Source organism: Bradyrhizobium sp. 195, from assembly GCF_023101665.1.
In the GTDB taxonomy this organism is placed as follows: domain Bacteria; phylum Pseudomonadota; class Alphaproteobacteria; order Rhizobiales; family Xanthobacteraceae; genus Bradyrhizobium.
Window position 1 is genome coordinate 5,777,716 of sequence record NZ_CP082161.1, and the last position, 23,143, is coordinate 5,800,858.

Annotated in this window: 16 protein-coding genes and 1 pseudogene; 6 read left to right on the top strand and 11 right to left on the bottom strand. The window is 65.7% G+C overall.

What is annotated here, in order from left to right; translation table 11 throughout:
- The 6 genes and pseudogenes from IVB26_RS27145 to IVB26_RS27170 form a co-directional block, all read right to left on the bottom strand.
- On the bottom strand, positions 1 to 786 hold the full coding sequence (locus IVB26_RS27145; protein ID WP_247968181.1) for a hypothetical protein: 786 nt from the start codon (positions 784 to 786) through the stop codon (positions 1 to 3).
- 71 nt (positions 787 to 857) lie between these two features.
- Positions 858 to 2,747 (bottom strand): flagellar protein, encoded by a 1,890-nt coding sequence (locus IVB26_RS27150; RefSeq protein WP_247968182.1) that lies wholly within the window; start codon positions 2,745 to 2,747, stop codon positions 858 to 860.
- A 21-nt stretch (positions 2,748 to 2,768) separates the two neighbouring features.
- The gene (flgK, locus tag IVB26_RS27155; protein ID WP_247968183.1) at positions 2,769 to 4,652 is read right to left on the bottom strand and encodes a flagellar hook-associated protein FlgK; all 1,884 of its coding nucleotides are present in this window, start codon (positions 4,650 to 4,652) and stop codon (positions 2,769 to 2,771) included.
- A 34-nt stretch (positions 4,653 to 4,686) separates the two neighbouring features.
- Positions 4,687 to 6,948 carry a flagellar hook-basal body complex protein gene (locus IVB26_RS27160; protein WP_247968184.1) on the bottom strand — a complete coding sequence of 754 codons (2,262 nt, stop codon included), beginning with the start codon at positions 6,946 to 6,948 and terminating at the stop codon, positions 4,687 to 4,689.
- A 269-nt stretch (positions 6,949 to 7,217) separates the two neighbouring features.
- Positions 7,218 to 7,730: a peptide-methionine (R)-S-oxide reductase MsrB gene (gene msrB / locus IVB26_RS27165; protein ID WP_246926655.1), complete on the bottom strand. Its 513-nt coding sequence runs from the start codon at positions 7,728 to 7,730 to the stop codon at positions 7,218 to 7,220.
- An 87-nt stretch (positions 7,731 to 7,817) separates the two neighbouring features.
- Positions 7,818 to 9,288, bottom strand: a pseudogene (locus tag IVB26_RS27170) (NAD(P)/FAD-dependent oxidoreductase).
- A gap of 220 nt (positions 9,289 to 9,508) precedes the next feature.
- On the opposite strand from IVB26_RS27170, the gene IVB26_RS27175 reads away from it, so the two are divergent.
- Both IVB26_RS27175 and IVB26_RS27180 read left to right on the top strand, forming a co-directional pair.
- Positions 9,509 to 10,045, top strand: coding sequence for a SixA phosphatase family protein (locus IVB26_RS27175; protein ID WP_247968185.1), 537 nt, complete (start codon positions 9,509 to 9,511; stop codon positions 10,043 to 10,045).
- 50 nt (positions 10,046 to 10,095) lie between these two features.
- Positions 10,096 to 10,521, top strand: coding sequence for a universal stress protein (locus tag IVB26_RS27180; protein ID WP_247968186.1), 426 nt, complete (start codon positions 10,096 to 10,098; stop codon positions 10,519 to 10,521).
- Between the two features lie 1,178 nt (positions 10,522 to 11,699).
- Here the strand turns inward: IVB26_RS27180 and IVB26_RS27185 are convergent.
- Complete coding sequence (locus IVB26_RS27185; RefSeq protein ID WP_247968187.1) at positions 11,700 to 11,936, bottom strand: DUF1127 domain-containing protein; 237 nt, start codon at positions 11,934 to 11,936, stop codon at positions 11,700 to 11,702.
- 184 nt (positions 11,937 to 12,120) lie between these two features.
- On the opposite strand from IVB26_RS27185, the gene IVB26_RS27190 reads away from it, so the two are divergent.
- Positions 12,121 to 13,464 carry an aminotransferase-like domain-containing protein gene (locus IVB26_RS27190; protein ID WP_247968188.1) on the top strand — a complete coding sequence of 448 codons (1,344 nt, stop codon included), beginning with the start codon at positions 12,121 to 12,123 and terminating at the stop codon, positions 13,462 to 13,464.
- An 8-nt stretch (positions 13,465 to 13,472) separates the two neighbouring features.
- On the opposite strand, the gene IVB26_RS27195 is transcribed toward IVB26_RS27190, so the two are convergent.
- Entirely contained in the window at positions 13,473 to 14,060 is a 588-nt protein-coding gene (locus tag IVB26_RS27195; RefSeq protein WP_247968189.1) for a hypothetical protein, read from the bottom strand.
- A gap of 78 nt (positions 14,061 to 14,138) precedes the next feature.
- On the opposite strand from IVB26_RS27195, the gene IVB26_RS27200 reads away from it, so the two are divergent.
- Positions 14,139 to 14,594: a hypothetical protein gene (locus IVB26_RS27200; RefSeq protein ID WP_247968190.1), complete on the top strand. Its 456-nt coding sequence runs from the start codon at positions 14,139 to 14,141 to the stop codon at positions 14,592 to 14,594.
- On the opposite strand, the gene IVB26_RS27205 is transcribed toward IVB26_RS27200, so the two are convergent.
- From IVB26_RS27205 to IVB26_RS27215, 3 genes are all read right to left on the bottom strand, one after another.
- Positions 14,577 to 16,982 (bottom strand): EAL domain-containing protein, encoded by a 2,406-nt coding sequence (locus IVB26_RS27205; RefSeq protein ID WP_247968191.1) that lies wholly within the window; start codon positions 16,980 to 16,982, stop codon positions 14,577 to 14,579. The two genes, IVB26_RS27200 and IVB26_RS27205, sit on opposite strands and share 18 nt — an antisense overlap.
- Positions 16,983 to 17,094: 112 nt before the next feature.
- Positions 17,095 to 18,504: an MFS transporter gene (locus IVB26_RS27210; protein ID WP_247968192.1), complete on the bottom strand. Its 1,410-nt coding sequence runs from the start codon at positions 18,502 to 18,504 to the stop codon at positions 17,095 to 17,097.
- Between the two features lie 296 nt (positions 18,505 to 18,800).
- On the bottom strand, positions 18,801 to 19,307 hold the full coding sequence (locus IVB26_RS27215; RefSeq protein WP_063203919.1) for a YciE/YciF ferroxidase family protein: 507 nt from the start codon (positions 19,305 to 19,307) through the stop codon (positions 18,801 to 18,803).
- Between the two features lie 426 nt (positions 19,308 to 19,733).
- Between IVB26_RS27215 and IVB26_RS27220 the strand changes: the two genes are divergently transcribed.
- Together IVB26_RS27220 and IVB26_RS27225 are read left to right on the top strand one after the other, a co-directional pair.
- The gene (locus IVB26_RS27220) at positions 19,734 to 20,816 is read left to right on the top strand and encodes a lysylphosphatidylglycerol synthase transmembrane domain-containing protein (RefSeq protein WP_247968193.1); all 1,083 of its coding nucleotides are present in this window, start codon (positions 19,734 to 19,736) and stop codon (positions 20,814 to 20,816) included.
- Positions 20,817 to 20,906: 90 nt separating this feature from the next.
- A complete protein-coding gene (locus tag IVB26_RS27225; protein WP_247968194.1) occupies positions 20,907 to 22,859 on the top strand; it encodes an SGNH/GDSL hydrolase family protein in 1,953 nt (650 codons plus the stop codon).
- Positions 22,860 to 23,143: the final 284 nt, after the last annotated feature.

A 23,143-nucleotide genomic window follows, 5' to 3' on the forward strand; every position in this document is an offset into this window, starting at 1 on the left:
TCACGCCGCGGCATCTGCCGCCGCCGCGGGCGCGGCTGCGAATTGCGAAGCGATGTCGCCGTGGAAAACCGACGGCCCGACGTGATCGAGCGAGCTCTGGATGTCGGCCCAGATCTCGCCGCCGATATCGGTCCAGCGCTTGCAGAAGGCGAAGTCCTCGGACAGATACGTGCCGGTTGCCGGATCGATCATGCATTCGAACAATGCGAACCGGTTCGGGCTCGCGACCAGGGTGTCGTGCGAATGCTCGCGGAAGAACTGCAGGCTCGCATAGTCCGGATGGCGGCACATCGCCTCCAGCACGTGGCGCCGGATCATCAGGAAACCGGTGCCGGCATAGCGCACGCGGGTGAAGCCGTTGACCACGACGATACGGTCGGGATCCTCGATCTCGAGCACGTAGTCGAGCGAAGCCGCCGGCACGTCGGCCCGGCCAGACTGGATCGCCCGCGCGGCCTTGTCCCAGTTGACCCGCTTGATCGGATAGCAGCCGGCGACGACGTCGGCGCCGCATTCGATCAGCCGGAACACCTGCTCCGGCTTGAAGCCGATGTCGGCATCGATGAACAGGAAATGCGTCGCCTTGGGATCGTCCAGGAACATCGCGGCCAGATTGGCCCGTGCGCGGGTGATCAGCGCGTCGCCGTCCCGCAGCAGCACCTTGAGCTCGAGGTTGGACATGCCGTGCACGGCGCGCTGCAGCGCGAAGATCGAGCTCGCATAGATGCTCGACACCTGCCCGCCGAAGCATGGCGTGGCCACCACCAGTTGCATCTTGTCCGACATCGGCAGCTCCGCCCCGCTCCAATCCTCACCAAGAGGTAAAGAGGCATGGTTAACGGCGTCTTAACGCAGCCTTACAGGAACTTGACGAGCGAAAGCTGCGCCAGGTTCGATGTCACCTGGTAGGAGGCCTGAAGCGCGTTCTGGAGCGCCAGGATCTCGCTCGCGACCTGGTCCGGCGAGGCCGATTCCGCCTGGTCGATGATGGTCTGGAGCTGCGCCTTGGCCTGGGTCTGGCGCGTGCTCGCGTCCTTCATCGTGTTCTGGGCCATCGCGATGTCGGTCTGGATGTCCTCGATGCGCTGCTGACCAGGCTGCTGCGTCAGCGCCTGGGTCACCCGCAGGCTCAGCGCGGCGACCTGCCCGCCCGAATATTGTCCGGTCGGCGAGGTCGAGAAGGTCCCGAACACCGCGGTCGCCTGCAATTGCCGGCGGATCGCGTCCTCATTCGCCTGGGCGCCATACTGCACCGTGACGGAATCGTCGACCCGCGCCATCGCGGTCGAGCGCGCCGAGCCGGGCCCGTCATTGCCCAGGTACCATTTCACGGTGGTGGCCGAGCCGTTGACCAGCGTCGTCGCCGAGCTCGCGGGCGAGGAGCCGACGCGGAGCGGCGGCTGCGTGGCGGTCACGGGCGTCGAGGCAAAACCGAGCGAGCCCAGCGCGCCCGTATTCGAGCTGGTGATATTCAGGCTGGCCGCATCGTCGGTGTTGATCGTGATCGAACCGCCGTGGACCGTCGACGGCTTCGACGTCCCCGTGATCGCGTCGATCTTGCTCATCAGCGTCTGGATGCTGTCGCCGACGTTGAGCTGGTTGCCGGTCGCGCCCGTGGCCACGAAGGTCAGCGTGGTGCCGTTGACGGTGATGGTGTCGCCGGCGACGAAACCCGGCGAGATCGAGTCCGTCGGGCTCGCACCGGACAGCGCTGTCGCTCCGCTGATCGGTACGAGGGGGCCCGCCTGGCTGGTCTTGGGCGCGCCGATCGCAGAGCTTGCGGTGTTGAAGAAATTGTCACCGGCGGTCACGGCGGACGCCGCAACCAGCGAGGTGCCTGCGAGCTTCTGGATCGCGATGTTCAATGCGTTGTTGAGGTTCAAGGCCGTGTTGTTCGGGTTGACCGGCGTGCTCGCATCGATCGCGAAGCTGCCGAGCGGCGTCGGCGTCGCCGTCGATGCGGTCAGGTCGATCTGCTCGGTCGTGCCGTCCGGCAGCGTGAACTGAACGCTGAGCTTGTCGCCGTTGTTCGGATTGATGCCGTTGAGATCAACCGAGAACGACACCGGCGATCCGCTCGGGCCGGTGACGGTCGCGCCTGTCAGCGTCGAGGAGACCGCCTTGATCTTGAGGCCGAACGGCGAGCCCGCGACGTCTTCCGACACCTGGACCGAGCTCGGCGTCGGCTGTGGCGTTGCCAGTACCAGGCGGCCCATGCCGTTGGCCCCCAAGTCGGCGGCCTGGCGCTCCGCCATGACGGTCTTGAATCCCGCTTGCGTCGTCGTGCCGTTGATGATGTCGCCGGCGTCCGCAACCGACTGCGTGTTGACGGCGGTCCCGGAGAACAGATAGCGGTTGCCCGTCTGCGTGTTGAGCACGCCGACCATCGAGCCGAACTGGGCGGCGGCGGTGTTCTGCGCGATGGTCTGGCCGTTGACGTTGAGGTCCTGCGCGGTGTTGGCGGCGCCCGTCTGCACAGTGCTGCGGATCTTGGTCAGCGACTGCAACGCGGTGTTGGCGAGGTTGATGCTGACATTGACGTTGGTGATCGTGTCGGTATAGGCGGCGATGTTGGAGAGCTGCGCGCGCCCGGCGATCGCAAAGCCCTCGTTGGTTCCCATCCCGGAATAGTTCTGCGACAGCTTCCCGGTCGAGAGCTGCGTCGACAGGTCCGTGAGCTGCTGATTGATGTTGCGGATCTGCGAGCCGAGAACCGACGAGGAGTAGTTGATGCTGCTGATCGACATGTTTCAGAGCCCTGTTACTGCTTACCCTTGAGCCTGGAGCAACGTGTTCATCATGCTTTGCACCACCGACATGACGTGAGCGTTGGCGGCATAGGCATTCTGGAGCTGGATCAGGTTCGACATCTCGGAGTCGAGGTTGACGCTGGAGGTCGAGCTGAACTTGGCCTGGAGCGTCGAGACAACGACGCTCTGGCCCTGCTGGAGCTGGGTTGCCTGGGTCGCGGCGTTGGCCTGCACGCTCAGGAACTGCTGGAGAAAATTCGAAACGCTGCCGCTGAAGGGCTGGCTCGCCGAGCCGAGACCGCTCTGCGGCGAATAGGAGAACACCGACGAGGTGAGCTGCGAGTAGAGATAGTCGGAACGCGTGGTGTCGCCCGCGGGCGTCACCGGCGAGGTGTTGTACACCGACATCCTGGTCGGGTCGTTGACCAACTGCGTGTTCACGGCGATGCGTCCGGCAAGGCCGGTCATCTGCGATCCCGAGCCGGTGATCGCGCCGGTGTAGAGCGCCTGTCCGCCGTCGGTGAACAGCGGCAGTTGTGGATTGCCCGAGGTCAGCGACGAGATCGTCTTGCTGGTCGAGGCCGAATTGACCTTGGCGAGGCCGCTGCTGTCGTCGGTGACCCGCAGCGTCGTGGCGGTCGCTGGCGGCGGCGTGGCAGAGAAGGACAGGTGCGAGCCCGAGAGCGCGGTGTTGAGCGCGGAGGCGATCGCCCCCATGCCGCCGGCGAAGTTGATGCCGATCCGCATCGGGTTGGCATTCGTCGCGTTCTGGAGCGGCAGCGCCGCCGGATCGGTCACGTTGACCAGCGTGACCTGACGCTGCGTGTTGGTTGCGGTGTCGGTGTAGGTGATATTGACCGTGTTGCCCGGCAGGGCACCAGCGAGATCGAGATCGAACCCGGCCGGCGGACCGGACACCGTGCTGCCGGGCGTAGTCTTGTCGGACAGCGCGCTCGACATCGTGGCGGCGAGCTGGTCGATCTGGTTCTGCGCCTGCACCAGCAGATCGTCGCGCAGCTTCAGGTCGGCCGCGATCTGGCCGGACGACACCACGTTGTTGGCGACGACGTCGACCTGCGAGCCATTCGGCAGCTTGATGTTGAACGCGCCGACGCCGGACTTGGCCGGATCGATGTTGTAGAGCGAGGTCGCCGACAACGCGCCCGCGGACGCAAAGGAGAATTCCGATGCAAGGCCGGCACCGACCAGCTGAATGCCGGTCGTGGTGTAGATATTGGCCTGGTTCGAGCCGTCCATGGTGACGCGGACGTCGACATATTTCGACAGCGTGTTGATGGCCTGGTCGCGCTGATCCATCAGAGTCGCGGCCGAGGGGTCGTTGGCGGACAGGGCCTGCAACTTGGTGTTGATGGTGGCGACCTGCTGCATCGCAGCGTTCGCGGCCTGCGCCGAGGTGCCGAGATCCTGCTCGACGTTCGAGCGCAGCGACTGGATGCCCTTGGTGGTGACGTTGAGCTGCGTGGCCAGCGCCTGCGCCGCACCGAGGGCAACGGTTTGCGCCGACGACGCGCCCGAGCTGGTCGACAGCGCCTGCAGCGCGGTGGTGAATTTGTTCAGCGCGTCTTCGAGCGTACCGCTGTTGCCGGGCGTGCCATAGACATTCTGAAGCTGCTTCAGGATGTTGGCCATCTGGTCGGCGTAACCGCTGCCGCCCGTCTCGGTGCGCAGTTGGTTCTGCACAAAGGTGTCGAGCTCCCGGCTGACGCCGGTCGTCATCGCCGTCGAGCCGAAATCGCCGGTGGTGACCTCGATCTGGTTCGGCCTCTGGACGACGTAACCCGGCGTCTGCGAATTCGCGACGTTCGAGGAGACGATCGAGAGCGCGGCCTGGTTGGCACGCAGACCGCTCATCGCACTGGCGAGGGCTGAACTCAAACCCATGTTACTTGCCGCCTTTGGTTACGTTACGCGCCAATCAGCGCAACACGTTCAAGAGATCCTGCACCATCGAATTCGCGGTCGTGATCACCTTGGTGTTGGCCGAATAGGCCTGCTGGGTCACGATCAGCTTGGTGAATTCGTCGGCAATGTCGGTGTTCGAGCCCTCCAGCGACGAGCCGCTGATGCTCCCCGATGCGCCATCGATCGCCGCACCCGACTGTTCCGTCGCCGCATAAGCGCCGCCGTCCATCGCCTTCAGGTAGTTGGTGCCGTTGAAGTGGGACAGCGAGACTTGGGCTAGGTTGAGGTTCTGGCCGTTGGAGAAGGTGCCGACCACGAGGCCGCTGTTGTTGACGGCGACCGACCGAAGCTGGCCCGCGGCGTAGCCGTTCTGCGTGATAGTGTTGATGGTCACGGCGCCGCTGGTGCTGGCATATTGCGTCAGTCCGCCCGAGGAGATGTTGAAGGCGACGGAGCCGAGCGACTGGCCGCTGACGCTGACATTGTTGATGGTGATGCCCGAGCCGGCCGGCGTGGTCAGCGAGCCGTCTGAAGCGAAGGTGAAGGCCTGGCCCGTATTGACCCAGCCGACCGTGGTGCCGGTCGCGTTCGGATCAGTCTGGTAGAACAGGTTCCAGCTGTCGGAGTGACCTGCGCCCAGCGAGGCGCTGTCAGTTTTGGCCCAGCGCAATTGCAGGTTCACCGGCGTACCCGCAGCGTTGTAGGCGGTCACCGCGCCGCCGCTGATCGACTCCTTGGTGAAGGTCGCGATGTCGTTGCCGATCACGCCGCCGGTGCCCGCGGTGCCGCCGCCGTTACGGTTCTTGGTGATGGTGGAGGTAAAGCCGAGCGCGGCGAAGGCGGAGCTGTTGGAACTGGACACCGACAGGTTTGACACGGTGCCCGTGTTCAAGGTGATCACACCGCTGGTGCTGACGGACGAGCCGGTGGCGCCGGAGAGCGCATCGATCTTGCTGAGCAGGGTCGTGATGTTGTCGGTGACGTTAATCTGGTTCGGACCGGACGCGCCCGAAGCCATGAATGTCAACGTCTGGCCGTTGACGGTGATCGTGTCGGCAGGCGGGCCCGCCGAAAAACCCGAGGAGAGAACCTGGGCGCCGCCGGCCGTCGCGCTGCCGCTCAACAGCGTCGCCCCGGAGATGGCGGGCGAGGACAGCACGTTGCCGCCGCGCGTCACGCTGGTGATACCGAGCGCCGTGGCCGCGGTGCCGCTGTTCACCGCCACGTCCGTGGTGGTGCCGCTCGAAATCACGATGTTGCCGCTGGCGCTCAAGGAAGCGGTGACGCCGGGGCCGGCTGCGTTCTGAATTGCGGTCAGAATGTCCTGGACCGTCGCAGGCGTGCCGGCGCCCAGACCGATGGTCGAGTTGGTGCCGAGCGTGACGGTGTTGCCGGCGTTGAAGGTGATCGTGTTGCTGCCGTTGATGGTCAGCGTCTGGCCGCTCAACGCGGTGAGGATGCTCGACGCGAGATGCGTGCCGACGGCGGCATCCAGCGATGTCGTCGTCGATGCCACGGCCGACGAGTTGTTCTGGAGAGCGACCCCTCCGGTGTTCGTCGTCGACGAATAGGGCGAACGGATGTTGCCCGTGGCCGCGGCGCCCGAAGCGGTGTTGTTGGTGTAGGGCGCGGGCGGCGTGCCGACCGGCAGCGGGTTGGCAGCGAAATCCGATGGGTTGAGGCCGCCGGCCGCCAGCAGCGTCCCGGGCGAGGCGGTCGAACTGGCCGCAGTGTTCGGCTGGGTCGGCAGGTTGGCCGCGTACTGGATCGAAGTCGTCGCCTGGGCGGGGATGAAGTTATTCTGGAATTTCAGGACGTTCGCCACGTTGCCGGTCGGGTTGCCGGTCTTGGGGTCGACCGTGACGCCCATCAGGTAATAGCCGGCGCCGTTGACCAGGTTGCCGTTGGCATTGAGCTGAAAGTCGCCGCGGCGTGTGTAGTAGGTGACGCCGCTGAACACCGGCACGTTGTCGACGACGCCGGTCGCCTTCTGGATCGAGAAGAAGCCGTCGCCGGTGATCGCCATGTTGGTGGCGACGGTGGAGCCGGAGATCGTGCCCTGCGTGGTGATGGTCGCCTTCGCATTGGCCGTCACGCCGCCCGCGACCTGCTTGCTCGGCACCGAGGAGTCGGGAATGAGATCGACGAAGCTGGTGCCGATGCCCTTGTAACCGGTGGTGGATGAGTTCGCGATGTTGCCGGAAATGTTCTGCAGCGCGTAGGACTGCGCCTGCAGGCCACCCACCGAGGTGTTCATTGCATCGAAGATACCCATAACTTTGTCTCCAAATCCGATCTCGGCGGCCGGTCGACCAAGGCCGCAGTCGGGGGAGACAGTCGCAAGGGCTATGCCAATGCGGGTATTCTCAGGAAATCAACGACTTAATGAAAAAGCCCCGGCCTGATGACCGGGGCACAATTGCCGGGACCGGCAACAATTGCCGGGACGTGACGTCATTCCGGAACGGTCCGCAGGATCGAATCCGGAATCTCGAGATTCCGGATTCGACGCTGACGCGTCGCTCCGGAATGACGCCTCGCTGCCTACGTCGCCGATGCAGCAGCCGGGTGGAAGACCAGCCCGAATCCGTCGATGCAGTAGCGCAATCCGGTCGGCTTCGGACCGTCGTCGAAGACGTGGCCGAGATGGCCGCCGCAGCGGCGGCAATGCACCTCGGTGCGAACCATGCCGTAGGCCCGGTCCTCGGTCTTACCGACATTGCCCTCGATCGGCTGGTAGAAGCTCGGCCAGCCGGTGCCGCTCTCGAATTTGGTCTCGGAGGCAAACAGCGGCAGGTCACAGCCGGCGCAGGCGAAGGTGCCCTTGCGATGCTCCTTCAGGAGCGGGCTGGAGCCGGGCCGCTCGGTGCCGTGCTTGCGCAGGATCTCATATTGCTGCGGCGTGAGCTGGGCGCGCCATTCGGCTTCCGTCTTCGTGATCTCGAACTTTTCCGCGGCTTTCTCGCCGGCCTCGGCCGGCGTTCCCTTGAGCCAGCGGAAGGCCGCAAGGCCGAACAGGCCGGCGGCAGTCGTCAACAGGATGCGGCGGTCAAACATCTCATTCTCCGTGCGGGAGCGTCCACGCCCTGAGATACGGGCTTTAACGGCCAACGTTACACGTCCGGGCGGAATTTTTCTCGGGGTCTATCGCGCGACGCCGACGTCCTGCGAGGCCGGTTCCATGGCCCGTTCTTCCTCTTGAGCCGCGGGTTTCGGCGGCGGGGCCGGACGCGGCCGGACGCCGGGCGGGGGGGCGGCGCGGACCGGTGCCGGCGGCCCGGTTGGCTTCGGCGAGGCGCGCCTCGCGCTCCCTGTCCTTGACCCTGGCACGTTCGCGGTAACGGGCGAGCGAGCCTGCGGCGGCGGAACTCGCCCTGCCCCAGATCCCGACCAACTGTCCCGCGACCCGCCCCGTGGCACCGCCCGCCCAGACCAGTTCGAACGGCGAGAACAACTTCCAGCGCTCATCGCCCCGCAGGATGCTGCGCGCGATCATCTGCCCGGCCATGGCCGAGGTGTTCATGCCCTGGCGGCCGAACCCGCTTGCCACCCACAGGCCTTTGCGCAACTGGCCGATCTGCGGCATGCCGTGCACGGTCTGGCCGGTGGCGCCGCCGAACGTCTCGGTGATCTCGACATTGCCGAGCGCCGGGAAGATCGTACGGATCCGCCGCCTGACAGCGCCCCCAAAGCGTTGCGGACGCGCGGCCCAAGTGGTCTCCGGGCTCTCCCACATCAGCCGGTCGCCGTCGACGATGCGGAAATGGTCGACGCCGTCGGAATCCATCACCGATCCCTTGAAGGCGATAAGCTCGTGCACGCGCTCACCGAGCGGCGCGGTGATTCCGGCATAGCGCCAGACCGGTAGCAGCGTCTCCGACAGGCGCCTCAAGGGCGCGCCGAGATGAATGTTGCCCGCGAGCACGATATGGGTTGCACGCAGCCGCGCCGAGGGCGTGACGATGCGTTTGCGGATGCCGGAATGATCGATACTGACGACAGGCGTGTCCTCGAAGATGCGGGCGCCTGCCCGCCGTGCCAGCGCCGCGAGGCCGTGGACATATTTGCGGCCGTCGACCTGAAACGCCCTCGGGTAATACACGCCGTGGAAGTAGCGATCGGTCTTGAGCACCTCGCGGACGCGATCGACCTGCCAACCCTCGACCTCGGTGTCGAAATCCTCGTTCAGCATCTGCAACCGGCTGATTAGCCGGTCGCCGGCATCGACGTTGGAGACCTCCAGCACACCGTCGCTCCGGGCAATTCCCGGCATGTTCTCTTCCGTAGCGTTGGCCCGGACGAACTCGGCGCCCTCCTTCGACAACCCCCACAATTCACGCGCGTCCTCGAAGCCGATGCGCTCGATCAGGTCGGCGAGCGGCAGAGCAAAGCCCGGCATGACGGCGCCGAGCTGGTTGCCGGACGCGTTCCAGCCGATGTGGCGCCCCTCCAGCACCGCGACGCTGGCGCCGAGCCGGGCCGCTTCCAGCGCAATCGTGAGCCCGGCGAGACCCGCACCGATGACGCAGATGTCGGCATCGAGGTCAAACGTCAGCCGCGTGCGGTCGCGAAGGCCGGCTTCTCCCTGGGACACGCTTGTGAAAGTCTCGCTCATGTCGTTTCTTAGAGCATGAACCCGAAAAGTGTGCAGCGGTTTTCCATGACTACCAACCGGGAAATCGGGTTTGCGTCGAGATCATGCTCACAATAACGACCTAAAGCGCGATGACGATTCGTTCTAATCTCAGTGTGCTTTATACCAACCGGGCGCCTGTCACCTTGCCCTCAACCGGCGCCTGTAGCTTATTCTGGATGTGGAACGATTCGAGAATGCCATGCGCCGTTTGATGTTGCTGCGTCACGCCAAGACAGAGACTGACGCGCCGAGCGGCCGTGACCAGGATCGCCGGCTCGACGACCGCGGCCACAGGGATGCTGCGCAGATCGGCGACTGGATCGCCACCCATCGGCCCTTCCCCGATACCGTGCTGGTGTCACATGCCGTCCGGGCCCGGCAGACCTGGGACATCGCCTGGCAGGCGATGAAGGACCGCGTCCCGGCGCCGCAGGTCGAGATCCTGCCGGAACTCTATGGCGCCGATCCCGCGCAGATCCTGGACTCCATTCGCACTGCAACGGCCCCGGCCGACCCGAAGCAGCTGCTGCTGGTCGCCCATAATCCCGGCATGCACGAGGCCGCGCTCATGCTGATGGGCGGCGGCGATCCCGCCGGCGCCAAGGCGCTCGCCGACAATCTGCCCACCTCGGGACTTGCGATCTTCGACTTTGACGTCAAGGATTGGGGTGACGTGGCCTACCGCCGCGGCAAGCTGGTGCTGTTCACCAGCCCCAAGCTGCTTCGATCGGGATGATCGCGCGACGTGCCGACAAGACGTGCTGACTGGAAGAATTGGAGGCGCAGATGTTCAAGTCCATCCTCGTGCCCATCGACCTCGCCGACACCGATCTGGCCAAACCGGCGATCGCGACGGCGGCAACGCTGTCGCAGACCTGGAGCGGCATGGTGCGCCTGCTCAACGTGCTGCCGATGACGCCGGTGATGCTGGCCGAATACGTGCCGGCCGATTTCGATGAGCAGCAACGCCAGACCTCGGAAGAGGCGCTCGCCATCGTCGCGCGCGAATCCGGCATCGAGCAAGCGCGGATCTCCAGCGTGGTGCGCCAAGGCGGCATCTACCACGAGATTCTGGAGGAAGCCACGCACATGAAGGCCGATTTGATCGTCATGACCTCGCACCGGCCGGCGATGCGCACCTATTTCCTCGGCTCCAACGCCGGCCACGTCGTGCGCTACGCGAAGTGCTCGGTGCTGGTGGTGAGGCATTAGGCGGCGCGGCGAACTCCGTCTGCGCTGGCGGCCCTGCTCTCTCAACCGTCATTGCGAGGAGCCCTTGCGACGAAGCAATCCAGAATCCCTCCGCGGAAAAGATTCTGGATTGCTTCGCTGCGCTCGCAATGACGAAGTTGAGGCATCGTAGGCTTCGCCACCAGTCCGTAGCCCGGATGGAGCGCAGCGCAATCCGGGACTGTCGTTCCGCATGGATGGACTCCCGGATTACGCTGCGCTCCATCCGGGCTACAAGATATCGCGTTGCCCGACGGGCAAAACATGCGAGCCCTGGGTCAACGCACGGCGGCGAAAATATTCCACTTTACCGAAATTCGGAAATGACGTATGTGTCGCCGCAACCCGGCCCAAGGAAGAGGGGCGTATCGCGATCGTCACGAACGCGGGCCGGACGGCGGTGGACGCTGATTGCATCGGCGCGAAGGGTTTCGCAGGGCGGGTAACCGTGAGCGAAACACCTCGCGCACACGACCGGTGTGATCGGCGTACGGCAAAATCGTGTGGTCCTGACGCCCGGGGTCTGTGCGTCAAGTCTCAGCGGTGATGTGGCGACCCGACCGGGCACGCGCATCGATCATCCGCAAGGCGACGGGGGCAACAGTGCATCGCTCCCCGAGGAGAGCACGACATAAGCCGTCAAACCACTGCGCAGGGAAGGCCGGTTGTTTGGCTTCACCTGTATGCCGCTGTGCAATTTTTGCTACTGCCTTTCGCACAGTGGACCGCGGGTGCCAGCCGGCACCCGGTCTTCCCTGCGCCCTCTTTCAATTGAGGGGAAGCGATCAAGCAAAGCTCGGGCGAGATGAGCCGCGAGGATGCGAAGGTGTGTCTGTGGGTGAGAAGGTGTGTCTGCGGGTGAAATGCGAATGATCATCGACCATGCCACCCCACACTCCGTCATTGCGAGGAGCCCTTGCGACGAAGCAATCCAGAGTCTTTCCGCGGCGGCAGTCCTGGATTGCTTCGCTCCGCTCGCAATGACGGTGCGGAAGCAATAGCGCGCCCAACACCACTCTCGTACCCCGGACGCAGCGCAGCGCCTCTTCGGCGGTGCGCTGCAGAGCCGGGGCCCATGCATCAGTGAGCCCTGTGGCTTCCTAGGTCCCGGCTCTGCGCAGCAACGCCAAGAGCGTTGCAGCGCGTCCGGGACACGTGCCTCACAAATACCGCGTCAGCTCGGCCTTGAACTGCCCGTACACCGCGTCCTCGATCTGGCTGCGGGTGATGCCGATGTCGCGCAGGGCGCGGTCGTCGAGCTCGTTCAGGGTCTTGACGGCGGAGCGGCGCTCCAAGCGGTCGAACAGCGCATAGGCGGCGTGGGCGAGCGATGCAAAAAATCCGCCCGTTGAGGATGGGCGTAAGCTCCGCCCGGCAGTTTGTGAGATCAGGGTCATTTTTCTTCTCCGGCAGTCGTCCCGCGCGGCGAAGCCGATGCCGTTGGCGCAGACGCTACGAGCGCTTGCACCTCATTGCCGTCGGATTGCTCTCGCTCTCCTCGGCTCAATCGCGGAACTTGATGGAACTTAAATGCTCCAGTACACTACTCGGAGCAAGTAAAACATTGCTCTCGGTGCAATAATGTCCAAGTTCGAGTACGTGAAGCTTGCCGATGCCATTGCCGTCGATATCGCTAACGGCACGTTAAGGCCCGGCGACCGGCTGCCGCCGCAGCGCAATTTTGCCTATGACCGTGGCATCGCGGTCTCGACCGCGAGCCGGGTTTATACGGAGTTGCTTCGCCGTGGGCTCGTCGTCGGCGAGGTTGGTCGCGGCACCTTCATCTCCGGCGACATCAGGCGCGAGGTCGAGGCCTTGAGCGAGCCGCGCGATGCGCGGATCGATTTCGAGGTCAATTATCCGCTGCTGCCGCAGCAATGGGCGATGATCGCCAAGAGCCTCGCAGGGCTCGAGCGCGTCGACGCGCTCGAATCCGCGCTGCGCGTCTCGACCAGCACCGGCACCAAGAGCGCACGCAATGCTGCGGCCGCCTATCTCGCGCGCAAGGATTTCGCGCCGCAGGCCGAGCAGATCGTCTTCACCGCCAACGGCAAGCAGTCGCTCGCGGCCGCGCTCGCAGCGCTCGTTCCCACCGGCGGCCGCTGCGGCGTCGAGGCGCTGACCTATCCTTACGTCAAGAGCATCGCCGCGCGGTTAGGCGTGACGCTGGTCCCAATTCCCATGGACGAGCACGGCGCGCGGCCCGACGCCATCCAGAAGGCGCATCGCGAGGCGCATCTGTCGGCGCTGTATCTCCAGCCCATCATCCAGAACCCCCTCGGCGTCACCATGAACGCGACGCGACGCGCCGACATCATGCGCGTCGCCGAGAAGCTCGACCTCACCATCATCGAGGACACCGTCTACGGCTTCCTCGCCGACGATACGCCGCTGGCCGCGCTCGGGCCGGACCGCTGCATCGTGCTCGACAGCCTGTCCAAGAAGGTCGCGCCCGGCCTTGCGCTCGGTATCCTCGTGGCGCCGCCTCACTTGCGCGAAAGCGTGATGAGCGCGGTGCGGACCGGCGGCTGGATCGCCTCCGGCCACGCGCTCGCATCCGGACAGCGGCTGATGGCCGACGGCACCGTCGCCGAGCTGGCGCGGCTGAAGCGCATCGACGCCGCGCGGCGCCAGCAGACCGCCGCAAGACTGCTGGCCGGGTACCAGCTCGCCGCCGACCCACGCTCCTATCATCTCTGGCTGACGCTGCCGCCGCACTGGCGCTCGCAGACCTTCGTCGCCGCTGCAGCCCGGCGCGGCATCGCGCTGACGCCGTCCTCCACCTTCGCCATCGCCCACGGCCATGCACCGAACGCGGTGCGCCTCGCACTCGCGCCGCCCACCTTCGAGCAACTCGATTCCGGCCTGCGCACCATCGTGTCGCTGCTCGGCACCAAGGAAGAGGATTTCGACTCGACGGAGTAGCGATCGGTCTATGGCAGCAACGACCGGGGCAATTGCTCGAAGCCATAGCTCCGCGGCTGGTTGCGTCGCACGAAGCCGCCGACCTGCCAGGCGAACAGCGCGGCAAAGCCGAGGATGAACAACGCGCCGGCGAACTCGCCGATCACGAGCGCGCGGATCAACAGGCCGGCCATCGCCACCGTCAGCACCGCCAGGAACGCCAGCACCGCCGCATAGGCCGCGCCGCCAAGCCCGGCGGTCAGCGTCGCGCGGCTGCCGGCCTTCGCCATCCGCGCGTGCAGCGCGATGATGAAGGCGCGAAAGCCGTTGTCCTGCGGCGCCATCAGCGCCGCGGTCTGCCAGCTCGTCGACAGGATCGCGATACGGCGGCCACTGCTGTGACTGACGTCGGCGCGAAAGCGGTGCTGCTGCATCGACACCGGGCGAAACGACAGCCGGATCGCGCTGATCTCGTCATACGGCCACAGGCCCGAGCGCCCGGCGATGTGCCACGAAAGCCCCTCCTCCGTCAGCTCGAAGCGATGCGCCGAGCCGATCAGCGAGGCCTTGTAGGCATAGCTCGTGCCCGAAGTCGCCTCAGCTCCCGAATCCTGCATCTTCACAATCGATCCAATCCCGCAGTCCCGCCTGCGACCCGCTTGCGTGATCGCCCTCGCCCATCCTACAAGCGAGACATGGCTGAGACGATTTTTTTTCCGCGCCGCCTGATTCTCGGCGCCGCAATGATCTCAGGCGTGCTGCTCGCGCTCGCGGTGCACATGCTGGGCGCGCGCTACGGGCTCGACCTCGGCGGGCTCTGGCGCTCCGACTCGCATGAGTTCATCCCCGCCGGCGCGGCGATCGCGTGGTGGCTGATTGCCACGGTCGGCTTTTCCGGCGGCTATTTCACGGCGACGTTGATGCAGAGCGCCGTCTCCGGCCAGATCCCGCAGCGGATGCGGCAGTTCCTGATCGCGGTCGGCGTGCTCCTGCTTGCAGGCGCGGGCCAGGTGGCTTCGGCGCCGAGCCCGGTCCCGACCGTCTCGGGCGTGCTGGCCGGGCTCGCCGCGCTGTGCCTCGGCGCCGTCATGGCATTTTGCGGCGCCCATTTTGCGCTGCGCCGCGGCTACCCCTTAAGCCGACGCCCGTAGCAGCCGCGGGCGGTCCAGCATGATCGCCACGTCGGAGGCGGGCCGCGGCTTGCTGAACAGATAGCCCTGCGCCTGGTTGCAGCCCTCGCGCCTGAGCAGCTCGAGCTGGGCATCGTTCTCGACGCCTTCCGCGGTGGTGACGATCCCGAGGCTGCGGCCTAGGCCGGTCACGGCGCGGATGATCGCCATGGAATCCTCGCGCGTCGCCAGCTCCGACACGAAGGAGCGGTCGATCTTGATCTTGTCGAACGGGAAGCTGCGCAGATAGCTCAGCGATGAATAGCCGGTGCCGAAATCGTCGAGCGAGATCCGCACGCCCAGGGCGCGCAGCTCGTGCAGGGTGGTCAGCGTCGCCTCGCTGTTCTGAAGCAGCACGGATTCGGTGATCTCGAGCTCGAGACGGCGCGCCGGAAGTCCCGAGGCGGCCAGCGCCCCGATCACGGATGTGATCAGGTTCGGATTCTTGAACTGTACAGGCGACAGGTTGACGGCGAGGTCGACATCGTCCGGCCAGGTGGCCGCGTCAATACAGGCGGAGCGCAGCACGAATTCGCCGAGCTGGACGATCAGTCCGGTCTCCTCGGCCAGAGGAATGAAGTCGATCGGAGCAATCAGGCCGCGCTGCGGGTGGTTCCAGCGCAGCAGAGCCTCGAACGCGACGACGCGGCCGCTGACGACGTCGCGGATCGGCTGATAATACGCCTCAAACTCGTCGCGCTGCAGCGCCGCGCGCAGATCCATTTCGAGGAGGCGACGCGCCTGCGCGCGGGCGTCCATGCCGGTCTCGAAGAAGCGATAGGTGCTGCGGCCGTCCGCCTTGGCGCGATACAGCGCCAGGTCGGCATTCTTCAACAGCTCGTCCGGATTGCTGCTGTCCTGCGGCGACAGCGAGATGCCGATCGAGACGCCGATCACGATCTGATGACCGTCGATCTCGTAAGGCGCGGAGATCACCTCGACGAGACGGCCGGCGAGCGATCTCGCAGCGGCTTCCTCGGAACGTCCGATCTGGACCACGGCGAACTCGTCGCCGCCCAGCCGCGCCACGGTGTCGCTTTCGCCGACGGCGGCCGTCAGCCTGCGGCCGACCTCCCTCAACAGCGCATCACCGATGGGATGGCCGAGCGAGTCGTTGATATCCTTGAAGTGATCGAGATCGAGACAGAGCACCGCGAGCTGATCGCCCGCCGACCTGGTCCGGCGCAGCCCCTGCTCGAGCTGCTCGTGGAACAGCACGCGGTTCGGCAGGCTGGTCAGCGCGTCATGGCGCGCCATGTGCGAGATCTTGGCCTGCGCCTCCAGCCATTCGGTGATGTCCTCGAAGGTCGCGACCCAGCCGCCGCCCTGCATCGGCTGGTTGACCACCCGGATGGAGCGGCCGAACCGGTTGACGACGTCGGTCGTGGTGCGGCCCTCGCGCGCGTCGGCGACGAGGCGGGCGAAGAAATCATTCGCGTCGCCCTGCCACTGGCCCTTGGCCTGCTCGTCCCGCAATATGTCCACCAGCCGGCGGCCGGTGAGCGCGATGTCGGTGCGGCGAAGCATCGCCGCGTAGCGCTCGTTGAACAGGATGATCTTGCCGTCAGCGTCGAACATGCACAGCCCCTGCGACATGTTCTCGAGCGCTGTGTCCAACACCATTTGCTGGGCACCCAATTCGCCCCTGGCGCGGCGGTCGAGCAACGCGGCCACGAGTGCGATCGCGATGATCGCGACCGCAGCGCTGGCGGTGAGGAAGGACAGCGAGGCCGGCGGGATCGACAGGCCGCCGATCGCGAGCGTCGGGTCCGGCGTCAATAGCACCGCGCCCATCGCCGTGAAATGATGCGCGACGATGGCGACCGTCAGCAGGGCAGTCGCCGCCAGCGCGTGGAAGAGGTCGTCGCGTCGCGCCGCCACGAACAACGCGAGTGCCGCAAAGAAAATTCCTGATAGCACCGAGACGGTGACCGTGCTTCCGATCCAGTCCACCCGCGCAGGTATCTCCAGCGCCGCCATGCCGGTGTAGTGCATCGCCGCGACACCCGAGCCGACGATGGCGCCGCCGAGAAGAATCCACACCGCGCGCAAGGACGATACGGCGATGCTCAGCCCCACGAAGGTCACCGAGATCGCGAAGATCAACGACAGGATCGTCACCGGGATGTTGTAGGCGCCCGCGCCTCCCGGCCCGTAGGCGAGCATCGCGATGAAATGCGTCGCCCAGATGCCGCATCCGCTGACGGCGGCATCGAGGCCGAGCCAGGCCAAACGCCCGAGGCCGCGCGTCGCGCGCGCCCGGTGGAACAGGCTGATCGCCGCCGCGCTGGCAAGCAGACACACCGCGCCGCCAAGCGCGACGAGCCGCAAATCGTGCTCTTCGGTGAGACAGTAGAGAACTTGATACATCGCGGGCCCCTATCGACCCGCACTTGAACCAACAGAAGTGGACAGTCGGTAACTGGCTACGCGCCTGTTGCGGCAATGGTGAACAGAAGATGTGCTCATTCACTCGGATTGTTCATCCTCGCGCCGGCGCACCGAGGCCGATCACGACGGCAGCGAGCAACAGGACCGACGCGGACACCAGCAGTGACAGATGCAGCCCTGCCATGAATGCCCCCTCCGCGGCCACCAGAGAGCCGAACAGCGCGACGCCGAGCACGCTGCCGGTCTGCCGCGTCGCGTTCAGGACGCCCGCCGCGATACCGGAGCGCGCTTTTTCGACGCTGCCCAGCAAGGTCGAGGTCAGCGGCGGAACCAGGAGCCCAAGTCCGGAGCTGATCGCGATCATCTGCGCGCAGATCATCCAATAGCTCGTGTCAGCCGCAATCCACAGCAGACCGAGACAGCCGAGCGCCGACGCGCAGGCACCGACCACGATGGTCGGGCACGGGCCGATGCGCTCGGCGAGGCGCGGCGCCAGCAGGTTGACCGGCAGCACCGCCGCCATCATCGGCACGAAAGCGAGCCCGGTCCACCACGCCGACAGCCCGTTGATGCGCTGGAAGTACAGGCTGAGCACGAAGATCAAGCCGTAGATTGCGATGTTCACGAGCAGGCCGACGAGCGAGGTCAGCGCGAACAGCCTGTGGCTGAACAACGACAACGGCAGCATCGGCTGCGTCGCGCGCTTCTCGCGCCAGACGAAGAGCGCGGCGAAAACGGCGGCACCGACAAAAGCTGCGATCACGGCCGGATGCCCCCAGCCAAGCGCACCGCCTTCGATGATCGCTCCGGCCAGCGCCCCCAGCGTACCGATCGCGGCGAGCTGGCCGGGCAGATCGATCTCGCGCGAGCGCGCCCGCGTGGTCTCGCTGGCGTAGCGCCAGCTCAGCCACAGGCCGGTGAGCCCGATCGGCAGGTTGACCAGGAAGATCGCGCGCCAGCCGACCAGCGTGATCAGCGCGCCGCCGACAAAGGGGCCCGCGGTGAGCGCAAGGCTCGCTCCGGCAGCCCAGACCGCGACGGCACGACCGCGCGCGCGGTCGTCCGTATAGGCGTGATTAAGCAGCGCAAGCGAATTCGGCACCAGGATCGCCGCCGCCAGCCCCTGGACCAGCCGCGCTGCGATCAGCACGGCCGCGTTGGGCGACAGCGCGCAGGCGAGCGACGCCGTGGTGAAGATGGCGAATCCCGCCATGAAGACGCGCTTGGCGCCGATGCGGTCGCCGAGCGCGCCTGCGGTCAGGATGAAGGCGGCAAACGCGATGGTATAGGCGCTGACCACCCATTGCAGCTCGGCGACGCCGCCGCCGAGCGTCCTGCCCATCGCATCCAGCGCCGTATTGACGATGGTGACGTCGAGCTGCACGACGCCATAGCCGAGGCTCATTGCCGCCAGCGTGAGAGAGGTCGCAAGAGGCGACGAGGCGCGCGGTGTGGCGACCCGGTTGTCGAAGGTTTCAGTTCTGATGGTGTTGGCTCGCATGCTGCACCCGATTGCAGCCCCATGCGAAATATACGTTTCCAGCCCGCCGCCATGCTTCGATAATGACCGAATGATGGATGCCGGCTAGCCGGACGCGCGGCACGCTCGCTGTGAACCCCCTCCCTTGTGGGCCCCTTGTGGAAGAGGGTGGCTCGCCGCGCTAGCGGCGAGACGGGCAAGGGGTTGTCTCCGCGAATTCGACTCTCACTCGAGTTCGCGGCGACAACCCCTCATCCGGCGCTTCGCGCCACCTTCTCCCACAGGGGGGGGAGGTAAGCGCGCGCTTGCCGCGGCCGCTAGCTCGCCGCGCGCAGGTTCACCTTGCTCTCGGCGAGTTTCGTCAGCTTCATGTCGGTCGCCTTCTCTTCCTCGAGCGTCTTGGCGAGCACGCTGGCGCAGTCGTTGCGGCCGAGCTGCTTGGCCCAGGCGATCAGGCTGCCGTAGCGCACGATCTCGTAATGCTCGGCGGCCTGCGCCGCATTGATCAGCGCCGCGTCGAGCACCGCCTTGTCGGCAACTTCGCCGGCGGTCTCGTCGGCTTCCTCGATGATCCCGTCAATGGCCGGGCAATCGACTGCCTTCACGGGGACGCCGTGCATCTTGAAGACCTCCTCGAGCCGAGCGACGTGTTGCTTGGTTTCCTCGAGGTGCGTCAAAAAGCCCTGTTTCAGCTGGGGATCGGTCGCCTTGCTTGCCATTTTCGGCAGCGCCTTGGTCAGCTGCTGCTCGGCGTAATAGATGTCCTGGAGCTGGTGCACGAACAGGTCGTTCATGGTCTTGATGTCTTTTGTGAACAGTCCCATCGTTCCGTCCTCTTTCGGTTTCTGAGACACGACGGCAGCGGCCTGCACGAAAAGCCGCTTATTCCGCCATGTTCGGTTGCTGATGGGGCACAACGAGCGCGCGGCAGCGACGTTCCAAAAAAGGCCCGTAAGGCTTGCGCTGGAACAATACGGACGGCGCCGGGATCTGAGATCATGTCAGCATACCAAATGCGCGAGCCGGCCGGTTTCACGACTCATATGCTTAACGCGCCTTCGATGTGAACCGCGTATGACAAAATGGCCGGTCCCGCGCAGAACCTATTGTTGTCAAGGGCTGCACAAGCCGCTGTTTTTGCCTTAAATGAGCTGGATCATGCCTAGCGATCGATGCCTGCCTTTGGCCATGATCGCACCCGACTGGCCAATACCTGGCCCGGTCGGTCTTGCCCCCCGCCGGGAGGATGAATGCACGGACTGCTGCCTGCGCTGAAGCGCGGCTTCAAGAGATGGATCGGCTGGCGACGGCTCGGAGTTGCCGCGAGCATCTTCATCATCGCCTTCGCGATCACCACGCTGGTGCGGACCCTCAAGGGCATCGATACCGGGGTCATCCTGACCGCGTTGACCGAGATTCCCCGCGGGAGCATCGGGCTCGCGGCCATCTGCGTCTTCTTCGCGTTCTGTACGCTGACATTCTACGACTTTTTTGCACTGCGAACGATCGGCAAGAAGCACGTGCCCTATCGCATCGCGGCACTCTCCAGCTTCACGTCCTATTCGATCGGTCACAACATCGGCGCCACCGTCTTCACGGGCGGCGCGATCCGTTTCCGGATCTATTCGGATTACGGGCTGAACGCGATTGACGTCGCCAAGATCTGCTTCCTGTCGGGCCTCACCTTCTGGCTCGGTAACATCTTCGTGCTCTCGATCGGGCTGGCCATCCATCCGGATGCGGCGTCCTCGATGGATCAGCTTCCCCCGTCGATCAACCGGCTGATCGCGCTCGGCGGCCTTGCCTCGATTGGCGCGTATCTGGTCTGGCTGTGCATGGGCGAGAAGCGGCGGGAGCTCGGCCAAAAGGGCTGGAAGGTGGTGCTGCCCTCGGCGCCGCTGACGCTGGTCCAGATCCTGATCGGCGTGGTCGATCTCGGCTTCTGCGCCTTGGCAATGTATCTGCTGATGCCTGCCAATCCGCCGATCGACTTCATGTCGCTTGCCGTGGTGTTCATCCTGGCGACGCTGATCGGCTTTGCCAGCCATGCGCCCGGCTCGATCGGCGTGTTCGATGCCGCCATGCTGGTGGCGCTGCCCCAATTCGGCCGCGAAGAGCTTCTGGCGACGCTGCTGGTGTTCCGCATCCTCTATTTCGTGATCCCGTTCGGCCTCGCCATCTCCATCATGGGCACGCGCGAGCTCTGGATGAACGTGGTCGCGCCGTGGCAGGAGCGACGACGGCTGGCGGAGGCCTGCGCCCAGGCTAATCTGCCCAAGCAGGTGGCCACGATGGAGCGTGAACGGGCGCTGCGGCAGGTTGGCAAGCGGTAGGCGGATCCTCAAACCCGTGAGACAAAGGTTGCAGGCGGGGGAGCAATCCTCTCTTATTTCCGCCTCAACTTTGCCGTTGAACAGCGGGCCATGATCCCTCTCCCCCTTCGTACCCTTTCCGCAGGCGCCCTGCTGCTTGCGGGGATTCTGATCGACTTGCCGCCCCAGCGCGCCGCCGCTCAGGACGCCGGCAGCCTGCAGATCAGCTGGGAGGTGCGTAACCGCTTCCGGCTGTTCCGCGAGGAGCGCGACTTCCTGCTCCATGTCGAGAACGCGCGCAACCGCAACATCCTGGCCGCTGAACAGTCGCTGGAGCTCCAGAGCGAAGGTCGCGGCTGGGCCCGCAACATGGTCAACCGCCTCTGCATCGACCTCCAGGGCCGGGTCAACCAGCCCTGCACGCGCGACAACACCAAGGAAAACTATCTCACCCCGATCGATCATCCCGTCACCGTGCGCCTCGTCGGCGCCGTGCCGGTCGGCGCCACCTGCGCCTGGTCGTTCGACGACGGCGACGGGCCGCAACAATCGACCTTCGACTGCGCCGAGCCGATCAACTTACGTGTCCGCTACGGCAAGCAGACGGTCGCGACCGTCGACGTCTCCTCCGGCTCCGATCCGACCCAGCGCGTCCAGACCGAGATCCAGGTCCGCGACATCTTCGTTGCCGGCCTCGGCGACAGCATCGCCTCGGGCGAAGGCAATCCGGACCGGCCGCTGGCGCTATCCGATGAAGGCTTTTGCTTCCGCTCTTATCTCGGCACCGCCGGTGCGCAGTACTACCGTCCAAGCCGCCACGGCTTCAAGGGCGGCCGCGCCTGCGAGGCGCCGGATACGCTCGCCAACTGGCAACGCTACAGCGCGCTCTGGTTCAACGCGCCCTGCCACCGCTCGCTGTACAGCTACCAGACGCGCACCGCGCTGGCGCTCGCGGTGCGCTACACCCACATCGCCGTGACCTATCTGCCGCTCGCCTGCACCGGCGCCAGCATCGGCGACGGGCTGCTCGGCTCGCAGCGCGCCCGCGAATGCCCGCCCGGCAAGACCGGCGTCTGCAACACCAGCGTGACCGCCCAGGTCGCCGAGCTGCGCGAGGCGCTCACTGCGGCGAAGAAACGCCAGCCCGACCGCACGCTCGACCTCGTGCTGCTCTCGGTCGGCGCCAACGACGTCTATTTCTCCGGCCTCGTCGCCGACGTGATCGTCGAGACCGCGACCGAGCGCACGCTGTTCCGCCGCTCCGGCGTGATGGCGAGCGTCGACGATTCCCGCGACGCGCTGGCGCGGGAGCTGCCGCAGAATTTCGTCAAGCTGCGCGAGGCACTGAAGCCGCTGGTCGGCGGCGACCTCTCGCACGTGGTTTATGTCTCCTACGCCAATCCCGCGCTTGCCGAGGGCGGCGTGCCCTGCCGCGGCGGCCGGGCCGGCTTCGACATCCATCCCTCCTTCAACGCCGACCCGCAGCGCCTGGCGCGCGTCTCGACCTTCGTCGACACTGAATTCCTGCCGCAGCTGAAGGGGCTCGCCACCTGTACCCGCGGCGCGCTGTGCCGCGATCCCGAGGCCGAGCGCATGACCTTCGTCGATGCGCATCAGGCGGCGTTCGCCGACCACGGCTTCTGCGCCCATTCCGGCAATGATCCCGAATTCGATCGCGCCTGCTTCGCCGAGAACGGCCAGAGCTTCAATCCCGATATCGTGAGCGCGGCGAGCCAGCCGATGCTTTGCGGCCGCGGCGCCTCGGAATATCGCGCCTACCTGCCGCGCGGGCGCTGGATCCGCGACGCCAATGACAGCTATTTTGCCGCGATGACTTATCCGCAGGGATTGCCGGCGGCGAGCCAGCCGACCGACATCCACGACGCCACCTGGGGCGTGCTCTCCGCCGTCTATGGCGGCGCGGTGCATCCGAGCGCCGAAGGTCATGCCGCGATGGCGGATGCGGCGCTTCCCGCCGCAAGCGCCGTGCTCGGGCTGGACGCCGCGCCGCCGGGCGTGACGCGCGGATTCCTGCCGCAGCTGTTGCCGAGCGCAAGGCAGTAGAAGCGAAGACGGACTCTCTCCTCGCGTCATTGCGAGGAGCGCTTGCGACGAAGCAATCCAGACTGTTTCCGCGGATGCATTCCTGGATTGCTTCGCTGCGCTCGCAATGACGAGCTTGGGGTTCACACTTTCCACACCCTCACTGTCATCGCCCGGCCTTGACCGGGCGATCCAGTACTCCGCGGCAGCTGCGATTGAACCGAGAGGCCGCGGCGTACTGGATTCCCCGCCTTCGCGGGGAATGACAGCGGAGTGCGTGGTGAGCAGGTTCGCAATTTCCGCGT

Bases quoted from the DNA above. Each gene is read 5' to 3' on its own strand.
- IVB26_RS27145 (WP_247968181.1), bottom strand. From the start codon at position 786: ATGTCGGACAAGATGCAACTGGTGGTGGCCACGCCATGCTTCGGCGGG.
- IVB26_RS27210 (WP_247968192.1), bottom strand. From the start codon at position 18,504: ATGCGAGCCAACACCATCAGAACTGAAACCTTCGACAACCGGGTCGCC.
- IVB26_RS27185 (WP_247968187.1), bottom strand. From the start codon at position 11,936: ATGACCCTGATCTCACAAACTGCCGGGCGGAGCTTACGCCCATCCTCA.
- IVB26_RS27200 (WP_247968190.1), top strand. From the start codon at position 14,139: ATGGCTGAGACGATTTTTTTTCCGCGCCGCCTGATTCTCGGCGCCGCA.
- IVB26_RS27220 (WP_247968193.1), top strand. From the start codon at position 19,734: ATGCACGGACTGCTGCCTGCGCTGAAGCGCGGCTTCAAGAGATGGATC.
- IVB26_RS27190 (WP_247968188.1), top strand. From the start codon at position 12,121: ATGTCCAAGTTCGAGTACGTGAAGCTTGCCGATGCCATTGCCGTCGAT.
- IVB26_RS27160 (WP_247968184.1), bottom strand. From the start codon at position 6,948: ATGGGTATCTTCGATGCAATGAACACCTCGGTGGGTGGCCTGCAGGCG.
- IVB26_RS27205 (WP_247968191.1), bottom strand. From the start codon at position 16,982: ATGTATCAAGTTCTCTACTGTCTCACCGAAGAGCACGATTTGCGGCTC.
- IVB26_RS27215 (WP_063203919.1), bottom strand. From the start codon at position 19,307: ATGGGACTGTTCACAAAAGACATCAAGACCATGAACGACCTGTTCGTG.
- IVB26_RS27225 (WP_247968194.1), top strand. From the start codon at position 20,907: ATGATCCCTCTCCCCCTTCGTACCCTTTCCGCAGGCGCCCTGCTGCTT.
- IVB26_RS27175 (WP_247968185.1), top strand. From the start codon at position 9,509: ATGCGCCGTTTGATGTTGCTGCGTCACGCCAAGACAGAGACTGACGCG.
- IVB26_RS27195 (WP_247968189.1), bottom strand. From the start codon at position 14,060: ATGCAGGATTCGGGAGCTGAGGCGACTTCGGGCACGAGCTATGCCTAC.
- flgK (WP_247968183.1), bottom strand. From the start codon at position 4,652: ATGGGTTTGAGTTCAGCCCTCGCCAGTGCGATGAGCGGTCTGCGTGCC.
- msrB (WP_246926655.1), bottom strand. From the start codon at position 7,730: ATGTTTGACCGCCGCATCCTGTTGACGACTGCCGCCGGCCTGTTCGGC.
- IVB26_RS27180 (WP_247968186.1), top strand. From the start codon at position 10,096: ATGTTCAAGTCCATCCTCGTGCCCATCGACCTCGCCGACACCGATCTG.
- IVB26_RS27150 (WP_247968182.1), bottom strand. From the start codon at position 2,747: ATGTCGATCAGCAGCATCAACTACTCCTCGTCGGTTCTCGGCTCGCAG.